Here is a 13,749-nt window from a genome sequence, read left to right as displayed (position 1 = left end):
GGAGAGAGGGCGCCAGAGAGCTTGAAGAACGAGTTACGTGTATAGATTCAGACACACGGTAGATGTGGAACTGTCTGACTGTATCGACGGGAACCTCTCTAGGGACGGTGAACCGAACGGGTCGCCGTAGTGGGTTCGTTCGTCGTGGTGTTCTCCCCGGTATCGTCGGCCGCTTCGACAGTGACTGTGATTTCGTCGACCAGCGGCGTCGCCAGGTGCTGGCCGTTGCCGACTTGCAGCACGATGCGGTGTTCACCCGGTTCGAGGTCGAGCGTCGTTTCGGTCTCACCGTCGTCGAAGTGGATGTGCCCCTCGTCGTCCGGAATCTGTTTCCCGACCTGCACTGGGTCGTTGTCGACGAGCAGAACTGCGTGTCCCGAGTTTTGCCGAATCTCACCGGCCGGTTCGAGGGCGAAGTTCTCCGTCTCCCACGCGAAGTGGACGGGACTCGTCACGGTCGCGCCGTCTTCGGGTTCGGTGAAGGTCGCGATGGCGTCGTCTTCGACTCTGACGGTGACTTCGTCGGTGAGGTCGGTCGCGCGGTGGTTGCCGTCGCCCAACTGCAGGACGAGGCGGTGTTCACCGGGTGAGAGGTCGAGGACAGTGGCTGTGGACGCGTCGCCGTAGTGGAAGTGCGTCTCGTCGGCGGGGATGATTTCGCCCGCGGCGGTGGGGTCGCCGTCGACGATGAGGTGGAAGTGGCCCGCGCCGTCACGAGGCTGGCCGGCGGGTTCCAGTTCGACGTTTTCCGCCTGCATGACGACGGAGACGCCGCCACGGACGGTCTGCCCGTCGGTCGGGGTGACGAACGAGACGCTGGCGTCGTCGGCGTAGCTCGCTGGGCTGTCGACACCGGGGTCGCCCGCTGGCGAGGTGTCGTCCGTCTGTTCACCGGAGAGACAGCCCGCAGTCACGTAGACGGTGGTCGTTGCGAGTGAAGCGAGCAGTGCGCGTCGACGGCTGGCATCGACCGTGGCAGTTTCCGAACGTTTCGTAGTAGAGGACATGTCTTTGGTTACGAGAAAATAGGACGGGGACGTAGATGGAGCTGACGCCAAAACCGGCAGACTGCCGAGGGGTTATCGCGGCCCCACCGAGGAAGTCGTCGCCGGTCTGATACCCATCTTGTCCCGGAGGTACACCGTCCCGAACAGGGCGACGACGAGCGCGCCGAGGGTATCGAAGACGAGGTCGGAGACCGTGTCGTCGAGGCTGTTCTGTACGAGGGGTGTCGGCTGACCCAATTCTGTGGCACCGAGCGTGACGCCGTACTCGAAGAGTTCCCAGCAGACGCCGGCGGCCATGACGAACAGGAGCAGGTAGACGAACGTGAATCCGGGTGTGAGCCGGAGGTGTTCGCTATGAACGTCCATCGACCGTGCGGCGGCGTAGCCGACGGCCGCGACGACGGAGGCCGAGGAAGCGTGGGTCAAGTTGTCGAACCATCTGTATTCGACGTACGGACCGAGTGTCCCGGCGGCGTGGAGTACCACCGCACCGGTCACCCACAGGACGAGGTACACGTGCATGGTGAAGCGGCGGTCCTTTCGGAGGACGGCCGGGAGGAGCGTGACGCCGAGTGCGCCGAGCGCGTTGACGACGATACCGAGACTCGACTGGTCGAGGCCGACGAAGACGATGGCCAACAGGGCGAGTTGGAGGACGCGGACGAGTAAGCCTGCGGCACGTTCGACCGGGCCGAGTGGATTCATCGGCGCACCCCGCGCTGTCCCACTGGCTGCCGTCTCGGTGCGGGTCTCGCGCGACAGAAGTAGGGGCCGAACACGACCGCGACGAGGAAGCCCGCCAGCGCCGTCGTGGCGAACTCGTGCATGAGCGCCTCGTTCGTGGCGACGAAAGTGAGGCCGAACACGTCGGCGGTCGCCCAGCGCACGATAGCCCAGAACCCTGCGAGCCCCATCGTCGTCACGACGACGAACAGCATCCCGAAGCCGGTCGTCATCCGCAACCGGGTGAACGTCTGGACCTGTGCGACGACCAGTAACGCGATAGCCGCGAGTGCAGCCGCGTCGGCGAACGTCACGACGAGTTCGACACTGTCGCCGACGAACTGTGGCGTGACCAGCCACGAGAGTTCGAGGCCAGCGTCGGCGGCGTAGTCGAACGCCCGGCCCGACGCGTCGTCAGCGGTCCCGCCGACGGTCGCTGCCCCGAGCGTTCGGACCGTCAGTGGGACGCTCGCGACGACCAGCAGCGGCCACGGCGGAACCCGCGCGAGCGACCGGGCGACGAGTGCCGGGACGACCGAGAGGACGGCGACCACGACGATGAGCGACGCCCAGTGGTACGCCGCGGTCGCGTAGGCCGTCGCGGCGAGCGCGAGCAGGCCAGCGACGAGCGCCCACGCGACCAGTGCGTTCGTCCCACGGCGGAGTGTCCCAATCACGGGCTGGTCACCACCGCTCGTGCAGGTACCGTTGCTGTTGCTTCGAGTACGATACGCCGGGTTCTTCGAGATGGCTCTGGCTCTCTTCGATACATTCTCTCCCCCCGTTACTGCAGAGTAGACGGTCAGGCGGCTTGAGGATACCAGCGAGTTGGTGGTAACCGGAAACTGTACGGACAGTGTGATATCGAAAAATCAGCGGTGAGACGGTCGGCCCGTCTCGACTACTTCCGACCGAACAGCCGCTGGCGGACGCTCGTCTTTCGCTGTTTCTCTGCGAGCAGGACGGAGCAGTCCACGTCGTTCACGACTTCCATGACGAGCGAGCCACGGAGCAGCCGTGAGAGCAGGCCACGCTCGGTCGCCCCGAGGACGAGCATCGACGCGTCGCGGGCGTGTCGTTCGATTGCTTCCTCCACGTCGCCACCGTCGTCGACGATGTAGGTCGCGTCGGTGAGGTCGTGGTCTGCCGCCCAGTCGTCGAGGAACGCTTCGGCCTCGTCGTGAGTCTCGTCGTCCGGACGGCGGACGTAGAGCAACTCGATTTCGGAGTCGTACTGACGCTGCAGTGAGTGGGCGACCGCTGCCGAGAGGTCGGAGTCCGGACCACCAGCGGTCGGGACGAGGACACGATCGGGGTCGAACCCGCGGTCTTTCAGCACGAGGAAGTCACACGGCACGTCCTGCGTGAGTTCGTCCACGCGGGACTCGGCGCGGCCGTGCGAATGCTTACCCCAACCCATCACGACGAGGTCTGCGTTGTGGGTCTCGGCCGCGTCGAACACTTCCTCGAACGACCGGTGTGAGAGGATGGTGTGCGTCTCGACGGGCACGTCGAACGCTTCGGCGTGCTCACGCGCGTCGTCGAGCAGACCCTTCCCGGTCGCGTCGAGCTCGTCGATGTGGTCCTTCGCGTACGAGAGCGACGTCTGGTCGGGCACCTGCACGATGTGGGTCGCGACGACGGTCCCACCGCGCTGTTTGGCGATGGCGCTCGCCAGCGAGATGAGGTCTTTCTCGTGGGCCGGATTCGCCAGCGGAACCATCACGCGGTATTGGCCGCCGTCGGGAGCGACGGTGTTCGCGGCACTGACTGCAGCGTCGGGCATCTCGTCGCTCCGGTGGAGGATGTACTGGCTGAGAATGCCCTGTTTGTCGGTTCGAGAGCGGGCGTACAGCAAGTACCAGACGACACCGAACGCGATGAAGACGAGGCTCACACCGATTTCGGCAGGGTCCATGAAGTAGATGAGTCCGAACGAGAGGATTGCGCCCAGTATCGGCGTAAGTGGGTACAGCGGTACCGTGAAGTCCGGGTCGTACTCGTCGACGTTAGCCTCGCGCATCACGATGAGCGCGAGATTCAACAGGCCGTAGACCACCAGGTGGAGGACGCTTCCTGCCTTTGCCAATATTTTGATGTCCCCGAACGCGATGAACGCGAGGATGAAAATGCCGGTGACAACGATCGACCGGTACGGCGTCGAGAAGCGAGGGTGGATGTCGTTGAGCTTCGACGTGATGAGTTTGTCACGACCCATGGCGAAATTGATTCGAGAGGAGGCGAGAATCGACGCGTTCGCACTGGAGGCAGTCGCCAGCAACCCTGCGAAGATGATGAGGCCTGCACCGAGCCAGGCGATTTCGAACGCGTTGCCGAACGCGACCTCCGCCACGTCGACCACCGGCGTCTCGGAACTCGCGAGGATGTCCCAGTTGATGACACCCATCAGGACGACCATGATGATGGCGTACATGACGGTGACGATGACGACCGAACCGACGATTGCGAGTGGCAGGTTCCGTCCTGGGTTGCGTATCTCTTCGGCGACAGTCGTTATCTTTGCAAAGCCGAGGAACGAGACGAACACCAGTGCAGTTCCCGGGAGAATCGCCCCGTATCCACCAGTCTCTGGCGGTGCGAACGGGCGCAGCGTCGAGAGATCGGCACTGAAGAAACCGACGATGCTGAACAGCGTAAGTATCGCTACCAGCGTCAACACGATGATATTCTGTAGTCGTCCCGTCTCTTTGGCACCGGCGTAGTTTACGCCGATGAACACGAGACCAGCGAACAGCGCCGCGACCTGCTCCGACGACAGGGCGATAACCGCGAGGTCGACGCTCGGGACGTCCACCAACTGAATGAGAAAGTCACCGAACCCGAGCATGTAGAACGCAGAGGCGAACGCGAGACCGATCCAGTTCCCCATCCCGGCGATGGAGCCGAACAGCGGCCCGAGCGCGTGGTTCACGTAGTAGTAGCCACCGCCTGCTTTCGGCATCGCCGTCCCGAGTTCCGACGCGGAGAGTGCGGTGAACAGCGAGATGACGCCACCGACGATGAACGAGACGGCGATGGCGGGGCCTGCTTCTCCGGCCGCCTGTCCGGGGAGGACGAAGATGCCTGCTCCGATCATCGTCCCGACCCCGATGGTCAAGGCCGCGAGCGGGCCGAGGTCTTTGGCGAGTTCCTCGTCGCTCATTCGTCCTCACCGGGGAGTGCGACGACGGGCAGGTTTGCCTTCGTCACGAAATCGAGTGCATTGTCGCCCGACAGGAAGCGGATGAGTCGGTTCCCTGGCCGGGAGACGAACGCGATGGCCGATGCGTCGACTTCCGTGGCGATGTCGAACACCGTCTCTGGCACGTCGGTCCCGTACGTGAGCCGTGTCTCACAGTCGACGCCTGCGTCGGCACACCGCTGACGGACGAGTTCGAACGCTTCTTCCGCGTGTTCCTCGCGCTGTTCGACGCTGGCTTTGTCCGGGGCACCGCCAGCTTTCTCGATGACGTGGACGACCGTGATGTGGGCGTCCTCGTCGAGGTAGGGAAAGAGAGAATCGAGTGTCGCCGCGGCGTCGTCAGCGTTGGCGATTGGTACGAGAGCGTGACTGAACAGCGACATCACCCACCACCCCCACCCGGCACGGAGTAGTTGCATCGCCGTGATGGCGTGATGACGCTATCGTCGCGATACGGTTGTTGCATGGGGTGGCATTGAACCCCATTGCTGAAATAGTTCTCTTTCCCGGAATTAGATGACAGCGACCCGATTCAGACACCGACGACCCACAGTCGGTAGTCGTCCGGTCGACCGTACACGTCGGCGAACAGGCGGTCGACGAACTGGGCGACGCGTTCGTCGTCGGTTCGCGCCGTGATTCGTGCGTGCGTCCCCTCGGCTTCTTCCGGTTCGACCAGTTCGTCGACGGTCATCGACGGGAACTCGTCACAGAGCGACTTCAGGTGGTCGAGTTCGTAGTCGGTGCAGTCGAGCGCGAGTGTCGCGTCGAAGTACTGGACCCACGGTGCGCCGTGACCGAGTTCGATGTCGTCGTCGCTCGGGTCGGTCGTAAACTCGGCGTAAGGGCTCTGTCGCTCGCGATGGGCCACAATTGCGTCCTCGACGAGGTCGATTCGGTTTTCACTGCTGGTCGCGGCGAAACGGGTCATGGCGTGGTCGTGGGAGAGACGTGGTGCGTCGGAGGAATAGGCGCTTGGATATCGGGTCGTTCGAGCCGCTGCTCGGCACTTACCTGTCGATTTCGTATAGTGCCCCGTGGTGTATCTCTGAAACGCTTCCAGCGATTCCCCAACCGAGTGAGTCGTCGGCCGGGATACGAAAACATTACTTGCCGGCGAGAGACGGATTGCACATGGCCCTCAGGACACCGCCGTTGCGCACAGTACACGACGCAGCAGGCGCAAAGTTCACCGAGTTCGGCGGCTGGGACATGCCCGTCGAGTTCGAGGGTATCCGCGCCGAACACGAGGCCGTTCGCACCGCCGCGGGCATCTTCGACGTGTCGCACATGGGCGAGATCGAGGTGTCCGGGCCGGACGCGACCCGGCTGATGCAGCGGCTCACGACGAACGACGTCGAGCGACTGGACCCCGGCGACTCGCAGTACTCCTGCATCTGCCGGGAAGACGGCGTCATCATCGACGACACCGTCGTCTACCGCTACCCCGACGAGCAGGGCGAACCGACGTACATGTTCGTCCCCAACGCGGGGCACAACGAGCAGATGCACACGCGCTGGACCGACCACCGCGACGAGTGGGACCTCGACGCGACCGTCCACGACCGCACCGACGACTACGCGATGTTCGCGGTGCAGGGACCGGACGCCGAAGACCTCGTTGCCGACGAGGCCGCGGGCGACGTGGCCGACCTGTCGCGCTTCACCGCGATGCGGACGCCCATCGACGGCGTCGAGTGTCTGGTCGCGCGAACCGGCTACACCGGCGAAGACGGCTTCGAACTCGTGGTGCCGTGGGACTCCGCCGAGGACGTTTGGGAGGCGTTCGATGGCGTGCAGCCCTGCGGTCTCGGCTCGCGTGATACGCTCCGCCTCGAAGCGGGACTGCTGCTCTCGGGACAGGACTTCAACCCGGACGACGAGCCACGCAACCCGTACGAGGCTGGAATCAGCTTCACCGTCAAACTCGACACCGAGTTCGTCGGGCGCGACGCGCTCGAGGAAGCCGAAGAAGACGGCGTCGCAGAGAAACTGGTCGGATTCCGACTGGTGGACCGTGGCGTCGCTCGGCACGGCTACGACATCACCGACACGGACGACCACGTCATCGGGACGGTCACGAGCGGGACAATGAGCCCGACCTTGGACGAACCGATTGGCCTGGGCTACGTTCCGACCGAGTTCACCGACCCCGGCACGCACCTGCGCGTCGTGGTCCGCGGCCGGTCGAAGAAAGCCCGCGTCGAATCACTCCCCTTCTACAAACGCAACCAATGAGCTTCGAGACACCAGACGACCGGAAGTACGAGGAATCGCACGAATGGGTACTACAGAACGGGGACACCGTCCGAATCGGTATCACCGACTTCGCACAGGACGAACTGGGCGACGTCGTGTTCGTCGAACTGCCCGAGGTCGGCGACCAGATTACACAGGGCGACGCGTTCGGCGTCATCGAGTCCATCAAGGCGGTCTCTGACCTGTACGCACCCGTCTCCGGTGAGGTCACCGACGTGAACGAAGCGCTGTTCGACGCGCCCGAACTGGTCAACGAGGACCCGTTCGACGACGGGTGGATGCTGGAGGTCGCCCCCTCGGACGAGTCCGAGCTGGACGACCTGATGAGTGCCGACGAGTACGCTGACCAGGTCGCCTGAGTCGGCGTCCGGCGTCAGAATTCTTCTTTCAGTGCCGCAGAAGCGTCAGGATTCGTTGTGCTGTCGAGTAACTTCGCTGGGTGTCGCGACCGCACCGGACTGTTCCGAGACGACGACCTGTGAGAGCGTATCGAGGAACTCGGAGCGATAGCGCTCGACCGGGACGGCGTCTGCGTAGCCGGTCGAGGCACGGACGAACACGGCGATGACCGTCTCGTCTGGTTGGCCCCACTCGGCGTCACCGATGTCGACGACGACCTCGTGGTTGCGCTGGAGCCGGCGAGTTCGTCCGGCGACCTGCGTCTCAGACTCCGTGATGACGTCGACGGGTTCGTACGCCGCCATCGCACGTTTCACGACTGTGGCTGCTGCCGCGGGCTCGACGGGAAGGCTTCGCATAGCCAGAGACTCACACGGATGCGGTATATATTGCGTTCCCAATAGGAGTAGGCTCGTCGCTGTCGTTTCCCGGACAGCTACGCCTCAGCAGCCGACACGATTTCGGTTCGAAACCAAATCTATCATACCCCCCCGGTCGTAAGCCACGAACGTTGTGACCACGACCACCGTCGGTGAGCGGGGACCTGCTCGACGCGCGCACGTCGATGCACGGTCGCCGTCACCGACATCCCCCTCGACCGCGGGGGCTTCTTTGTAACTATGACCGGTAACCACACGACAGGCAGTCCGTTCGCGCCACACACCCCGGCGGAGACCGCCGCGATGCTCGACGAAATCGGTGTCGATGACGAAGACGCACTCTTCGACATTCCCGACTCGGTCCGCTTCGACGGCAAGTTCGGCATCGCCGCGCGGGACGAACAAACGGTTCGAGCGGAAGTCGCTGCGACGCTCGACCGAAACGACAACCTCGTCGAGTTGCTGGGACGGGGCCACTACGGCCACTACGTCCCATCGCTCGTCGACCACCTTTCTCAGCGCTCCGAGTTCCTGACCTCGTACACGCAGTACCAGCCCGAAATCACGCAGGGCTTCCTGCAAGCGCTGTTCGAGTACCAGTCGATGCTGGTCGAACTCACGGGCCTCGGCATCGCCAACTGTTCGATGTACGACGCCGCGACCGCGCTCGGTGAGGCCGCGACGCTGGCGGACCGACTCCGCCAGACGTCCGGTACTCGCGTCCTGATTCCGGAACAGTTGCAGGAAGGCCGCCGTGAAGTGCTGGCGAACTACGTCGCCGGCACCGACCTCACAGTCGAACAGTATCCGATGGACGACGGCAACGTCGACCTCGCAGCCCTCGCCGAGACGGTCGACGACGACGTCGTCATGCTCTACGCCGAGAACCCGACGGTTCGTGGCTGTGTCGAGGAAAGACTCGCCGACATCGGCGACCTCGCACACGACCACGACGCGCTGTTCACGCTCGGCAGTGACCCCGTCTCGCTCGCACTCCTGCAGGAGCCAGCGAGCGTCGGTGCCGACGTGGTCGTCGGCCCCGCAGACGTGCTCGGGATGCCGACGAGTTACGGGATGGGCCTCGGTCTGTTCGCCACGCGCGAGGACTACGTCCGGCAGGTGCCGGGCCGACTCGTCGGCGCGAGCGAGGACGGCCGTGGGATGCGTGCGTACACGCTCACGCTCCAGACCCGCGAACAGCACATCCGGCGCGAACGCGCCACGTCGAACATCTGTACGAACCAGGCGTGGGTCGCCCTGCGCGCCGCGATGCACGCGGCGTCACTCGGCCCGGATGGCCTCGCAGACCTCGCGAAGGAGTCCGTAACGACGGCCGAAGGCTTCGCCTCGCGCGTCGGTGAGGTCGTCGGCGTCCAGTCTCCGGTCCACGACCGCCACCACGTCCGTGAGTTCGTCGCCCACACCGACCAGCCCGCGAAGGCAATCGCCGAAGACCTCGAAGACGAGGGCTACGCGGTCCACGTCGTCGGCGAGCACCAGATACAGATCTGCGTGACTGGTGCGACGGACGTGCAGTTGGATGGATTCGTCGAGACACTCACGGAGGTGGCAAAATGAAGTACGACCAGGCACGCTGGACCCACGACGACACCCGGTACGAACCGCTCCTGAGCGAGAAGCACACGAAGGAGGCCGACCTCGACGACTCGCCGCTCCCCGACGAGTTGACCCGTGACTCACTCGAACTGCCGGACCTCTCGGAACCTGAACTGGCGCGACACTACACGCGCCTCTCCGAGATGAACTACGGCGTCGAGTCCGGTCCGTATCCCCTCGGCTCGTGTACGATGAAGTACAACCCGAAGTTCACCGAGGACGTGGCCGCACTCGAAAGCGGGGCAGTCCACCCGGACCGCTCGCCCGAGACGGTGCAGGGGAGCCTCGAACTCCTGTACGACCTGCAAGACTACCTCGGCCGCATCGGTGGGATGGACGACGTGACGCTTCAGCCGCCCGCGGGCGCGGCCGGTGAGTTCACCGGCGTCCTCGTCGCCAAGGCGTTCCACGAACACAACGGTGAGGACCGCTCGGAAATCATCGTCCCCGAGAGCGCCCACGGGACCAACTTCGCCAGTGCGGCACTCGCCGGGTTCGACGTGGTCGAACTCCCCGGCGGCGAGGACGGCCGCGTCGACCTTGACGCACTCGAGGCCGCCCTCTCCGACGAGACGGCCCTGCTCATGCTCACCAACCCGAACACGCTCGGGTTGTTCGAGCGGAACATCGAGGAGGTCGCCGAGATGGTCCACGACGCCGGCGGACTGCTCTACTACGACGGCGCGAACCTGAACGCGCTCCTCGGACAGGCCCGCCCCGGTGACATGGGCTTCGACATCATGCACTACAACGTTCACAAGACGTTCGCCACCCCGCACGGCGGCGGTGGCCCCGGCGCTGGCCCGGTCGGTGTCGTCGACCGCCTCGCCGACTTCCTGCCGCGACCGCAGGTCGAACGGAACGACGGTGGCTACCGACTCGTCGACCCCGAACACTCCATCGGCAAGGTCCACGGCTACCTCGGCAACTGGCTCGTGCTGGTCAAGGCCTACGCCTACATCGCGCGACTGGGCGACCCCGGCCTGCGCGACGCCAGCGCGAAGGCGGTCCTCAACGCGAACTACCTCGCCAGCCAAATCGAGTACGAGGTCCCGTACGGACCGTTCCACCACGAGTTCGTCGCCAGCGCGGGCGACCAGGACGCGGCCGACGTGGCGAAGCGGATGCTCGATTACGGCGTCCATCCGCCGACGACGAAGTGGCCCGAAATCGTCAGCGAGGCGCTGATGACCGAGCCGACCGAAATCGAGAACAAGGAGACGCTCGACCAGCTCGCCGAGGCGTTCAACGCGGTCGCCGGCGAGGACGACGACACGCTCCACGCCGCGCCCGAGCGGACGACCGCCCGGCGCATCGACCAGACCTCGGCGGCGCGCGACCTGCGCCTGTCGTGGCACGCGCTCACCGACGAGTAGTCCGGTCTCATCCGTAACCGGTCGTTCGCGGTTTTTCGTGTGTTCGTCGCCGAGCCGCGGCTGTCGTCTCCCGCCGATGTCCAGAATCTCGACGCTCAAGGCCTGCTCCCGTCAGTGCTCCAGCGCCCGTACTCGCCGACGAAACCAGATTTGCTATCGCAACATGCAGTTTACAAACCTCACTGGGGCGCGATTACCGCTTATACAGAAAAATCTCCTAGATGGTCATATGAGCGTTCGAACCTCTCGACGGTGGCTAATGCGTGGAATCGCTGGTGGACTCGTGACGACACTGGCGGGCTGTGTGGGAACGGTCGAAGAGAACACGGCAGATGGGGGCCGGGGCGTGACTGGAGCCCCCGCAATCGCAGTGCCGACACTTGGTGCAGTCGACGCACCGATAACGCTCGCCTCGTTCTCGGACTACCAGTGTAGCCACTGTAGGACCTACCACCTCGACGTCGTGCCAAAGATCGTCGAGAAGTACATCGAGCCCGGGCAGGTCCGCTACGAGCAACATGATTTCCCCATCCCACTCAACGAGTGGTCGTGGAACGTCCCCCTCGCTGCCCGAAGCGTCCAGGCGAACGAGGGCGAGGCGGCCTTCTTCGCCTTTTCGAAGGCGGCGTTCGAAGCACAGACCGACATGGGCTGGTCGACGATTCGTGACATCGCGAGCGACGTCGGTGCTGACTCGTCTCGGGTGGTCTCGGACGCGAAAAACGCCGTGTACGAGTCGGTCGTCGAAGCGGACCGGCAACGTGGCGTCGACCTCGGCGTCGAGGGAACTCCGACGTTCTACGTCGACGGAACGGAGTTAGAGCCGGAGAAATCGTGGTGGTACACCGTCGATACCGGGTTGCAGAAGGCGGTGCAGTCGCTGGAGACAACTACGTAATCAGAGAGAACGAACTCCAGAATCAGGCTTCAGACTCGCTGGTGTCGACGTTTTCGTCGATTTTGACGAAGCCGTAATCGCACTCGGTGCAGTGCCACTTGACTTTCTGACCGAGGTGCATCAGCGTACTCGCCGCGCGGTAGAACGTCTCGTCGTCCCCGCATTCGGGGCAGAAGTGCTCCATTTCCAGGCTCATACACGTCGCTCCGTGGCGACAGCACTTGATTCGTTCGGACCGCGGTCACCCGAACAGCTCGTCGATGTCGAGGTCGTCGATCGAGTCGTCTGCGTCCTCCGCGACGGCCGTCGTCGTGTCCGTGCGAACCCCCGCGACGAAGCCCTCGAAACCGGGGGCTGGCGTCGGTGCCGGTTCGGGTTCGGCGTCGGCGAGTGCCATCACTTCTTCTGGGGTGTCCTCCGCGAACGTCTCGAAGACCTCGTCTGGGGCCGCGCGGCCGGTCGGGAGTGCCATATCGAGACTGTGCGTGACACTCACACATCAAGTTTCGTCAGACGATTGGCAGACGATGGCCGGTTTCGACCTGCGAAGCTCTGTCGAGTGGATTGACTGGTCTTCGCTCTCGAACGGGCCAGCGAGCCAATCGGCTGCGGTAAACTGTATTCCACGATACAAAATATGGTGTCGCTCGACAGCAGTGCGAGGCCCGAAATCGGCTGTCGAGGTCGGTGCTACGGCGCTACGCGGAGGACGACGTGTTCTGCACCAGTGCGTCGTCGCTCGACCGTTCCGAACTGATGCAAGTGTGGCCGCAGGTCGAGGTCGCGATGGTGGACGAGGAAGCAGTCCCCATCAGGAGCGAGCACCGCTTCGATGCCCGCGAACAGGTCGGTCAGCACGCCATCGCCAGCATGGGTCGGCGGATTGCACAGCACCCGGTCGAACCGCTGGTCACGCACCCGAGCGAGACAGTCTCCTGTGACGACGGTGCCCTCGGCGTTCGAGGCTCTCAGCGTCCGACGTGCGCAGGTCGTCGCGAGTGCGTCGTCGTCGCTGAGCCAGAGGGAGCAGTCGGCGACAGCCCCGGCGTACGCTCCGACTGCACCGTAGCCACAGCAGAGGTCGAGGACTCGCTCGCCGTCCTCGACGGTGACCGTCTTTAACAGGAGTCTGGTGCCGTCGTCGAGGCCGCCAGCGGAGAACAGCCCGGGCATCGTCACGAGCGTGAGGTCGGTACCGTCGACTGTCGCGCGTCGTTCAGTCGGTGAGACGTAAGCGGGTGTGTCGAGTGTCGTGGGTCGCGTCGCTCGCAGGACACGGGCCCCTCCGTTGGTCGTGACCGTTTCGACCTGCGCTGCGATGTCTTGGAGGCAGGTTTCGTATCGCGTGAGACCAGTGTCGGTCGACCCAGCGACGACGCACTGCCCGCCGGGGCGAAGCGTGGTCAGCGCGTCGGCGATACGTTGCTTCCCGAGCGAAATCGGTGTGTAGGGCTTGGGCGCGTACGCGATAGTGTCGAACGTCGTGTTCGGGGTCGTGAGGTCGGCACAGAGTGAGACCGCTGCGTCGGCGTCGTTCGCACGGCTGTTCCGCTCACAGAGTCGAACCGCGCGGGCACTGGTTTCGGTCGCATGGACTGCGTCGGCCTGGGCGGCGAGGACCGTCGGGACGACCCCATAGTTCGCTTCGAGACAGCAGAGGTGACCCAGTTCTTCGTCCCAGAGCGCGTCCAGGAGGGCGAGTTCGGATGGCCTGAAGGAATCGGTCGAGCAGAGGCCGTCGGCCGTGGCGAAGCGATAGGTCGCTGGACCGGCGTCGACCCTCGCTTCGAGAGCGAGGTCGTCCGGTGTCCGGGTCATCGACCGACCTCCGGCGACTGCTAAGTGCGGAGTCGTCCTGTTCGCCGAGTCGTGGGTTCGGAGCGATACT

Annotated in this window: 15 protein-coding genes; 5 read left to right on the top strand and 10 right to left on the bottom strand. The window is 64.3% G+C overall.

Going from position 1 to position 13,749, the window contains the following annotated elements; genetic code table 11:
• Window positions 1–98 precede the first annotated feature (98 nt).
• From ACSC1P_RS05055 to ACSC1P_RS05030, 6 genes are all read right to left on the bottom strand, one after another.
• The gene (locus ACSC1P_RS05055; RefSeq protein WP_435359044.1) at window positions 99–1,007 is read right to left on the bottom strand and encodes a DUF4399 domain-containing protein; all 909 of its coding nucleotides are present in this window, start codon (window positions 1,005–1,007) and stop codon (window positions 99–101) included.
• 72 nt (window positions 1,008–1,079) lie between these two features.
• Window positions 1,080–1,712: a DUF2238 domain-containing protein gene (locus tag ACSC1P_RS05050; protein ID WP_435359043.1), complete on the bottom strand. Its 633-nt coding sequence runs from the start codon at window positions 1,710–1,712 to the stop codon at window positions 1,080–1,082.
• A complete protein-coding gene (locus tag ACSC1P_RS05045) occupies window positions 1,709–2,407 on the bottom strand; it encodes a hypothetical protein (protein WP_435359042.1) in 699 nt (232 codons plus the stop codon). The genes ACSC1P_RS05050 and ACSC1P_RS05045 overlap by 4 nt, the downstream gene beginning before the upstream one ends.
• 224 nt (window positions 2,408–2,631) lie before the next feature.
• Window positions 2,632–4,893 (bottom strand): amino acid permease, encoded by a 2,262-nt coding sequence (locus tag ACSC1P_RS05040; protein ID WP_435359041.1) that lies wholly within the window; start codon window positions 4,891–4,893, stop codon window positions 2,632–2,634.
• Entirely contained in the window at window positions 4,890–5,315 is a 426-nt protein-coding gene (locus tag ACSC1P_RS05035) for a universal stress protein (RefSeq protein ID WP_435359040.1), read from the bottom strand. The genes ACSC1P_RS05040 and ACSC1P_RS05035 overlap by 4 nt, the downstream gene beginning before the upstream one ends.
• Before the next feature lie 149 nt (window positions 5,316–5,464).
• Window positions 5,465–5,863: a DUF7975 family protein gene (locus ACSC1P_RS05030; protein ID WP_435359039.1), complete on the bottom strand. Its 399-nt coding sequence runs from the start codon at window positions 5,861–5,863 to the stop codon at window positions 5,465–5,467.
• Between the two features lie 203 nt (window positions 5,864–6,066).
• On the opposite strand from ACSC1P_RS05030, the gene gcvT reads away from it, so the two are divergent.
• Both gcvT and gcvH read left to right on the top strand, forming a co-directional pair.
• The gene (gcvT, locus tag ACSC1P_RS05025; RefSeq protein ID WP_435359038.1) at window positions 6,067–7,170 is read left to right on the top strand and encodes a glycine cleavage system aminomethyltransferase GcvT; all 1,104 of its coding nucleotides are present in this window, start codon (window positions 6,067–6,069) and stop codon (window positions 7,168–7,170) included.
• Complete coding sequence (gene gcvH / locus ACSC1P_RS05020) at window positions 7,167–7,550, top strand: glycine cleavage system protein GcvH (protein WP_435359037.1); 384 nt, start codon at window positions 7,167–7,169, stop codon at window positions 7,548–7,550. Before gcvT ends, gcvH begins: the two co-directional genes overlap by 4 nt.
• A 45-nt stretch (window positions 7,551–7,595) precedes the next feature.
• Here gcvH and ACSC1P_RS05015 read toward each other — a convergent pair whose 3' ends face one another.
• Window positions 7,596–7,949 (bottom strand): hypothetical protein, encoded by a 354-nt coding sequence (locus ACSC1P_RS05015; protein WP_435359036.1) that lies wholly within the window; start codon window positions 7,947–7,949, stop codon window positions 7,596–7,598.
• A 261-nt stretch (window positions 7,950–8,210) separates the two neighbouring features.
• Between ACSC1P_RS05015 and gcvPA the strand changes: the two genes are divergently transcribed.
• The 3 genes from gcvPA (at window position 8,211) to ACSC1P_RS05000 (ending at window position 11,861) form a co-directional block, all read left to right on the top strand.
• Entirely contained in the window at window positions 8,211–9,548 is a 1,338-nt protein-coding gene (gcvPA, locus tag ACSC1P_RS05010; RefSeq protein WP_435359035.1) for an aminomethyl-transferring glycine dehydrogenase subunit GcvPA, read from the top strand.
• Window positions 9,545–10,963: an aminomethyl-transferring glycine dehydrogenase subunit GcvPB gene (gcvPB, locus tag ACSC1P_RS05005; RefSeq protein ID WP_435359034.1), complete on the top strand. Its 1,419-nt coding sequence runs from the start codon at window positions 9,545–9,547 to the stop codon at window positions 10,961–10,963. Before gcvPA ends, gcvPB begins: the two co-directional genes overlap by 4 nt.
• Before the next feature lie 229 nt (window positions 10,964–11,192).
• Window positions 11,193–11,861, top strand: a complete 669-nt coding sequence (locus ACSC1P_RS05000; RefSeq protein ID WP_435359033.1) for a DsbA family protein — start codon at window positions 11,193–11,195, stop codon at window positions 11,859–11,861.
• A gap of 22 nt (window positions 11,862–11,883) precedes the next feature.
• Here ACSC1P_RS05000 and ACSC1P_RS04995 read toward each other — a convergent pair whose 3' ends face one another.
• The 3 genes from ACSC1P_RS04995 to ACSC1P_RS04985 all read right to left on the bottom strand — a co-directional run bounded on the left by ACSC1P_RS04995 (window position 11,884) and on the right by ACSC1P_RS04985 (window position 13,679).
• Complete coding sequence (locus ACSC1P_RS04995) at window positions 11,884–12,057, bottom strand: DUF7838 family putative zinc beta-ribbon protein (RefSeq protein ID WP_435359032.1); 174 nt, start codon at window positions 12,055–12,057, stop codon at window positions 11,884–11,886.
• Window positions 12,058–12,102: 45 nt separating this feature from the next.
• Window positions 12,103–12,333 (bottom strand): hypothetical protein, encoded by a 231-nt coding sequence (locus ACSC1P_RS04990; RefSeq protein WP_435359031.1) that lies wholly within the window; start codon window positions 12,331–12,333, stop codon window positions 12,103–12,105.
• 218 nt (window positions 12,334–12,551) lie between these two features.
• Window positions 12,552–13,679, bottom strand: coding sequence for a methyltransferase (locus ACSC1P_RS04985; protein ID WP_435359030.1), 1,128 nt, complete (start codon window positions 13,677–13,679; stop codon window positions 12,552–12,554).
• Window positions 13,680–13,749: the final 70 nt, after the last annotated feature.

The organism is Haloarchaeobius caseinilyticus, from assembly GCF_051207395.1.
Lineage (GTDB): Archaea > Halobacteriota > Halobacteria > Halobacteriales > Natrialbaceae > Haloarchaeobius.
This window is presented reverse-complemented; position numbering and strand designations above follow the sequence as displayed.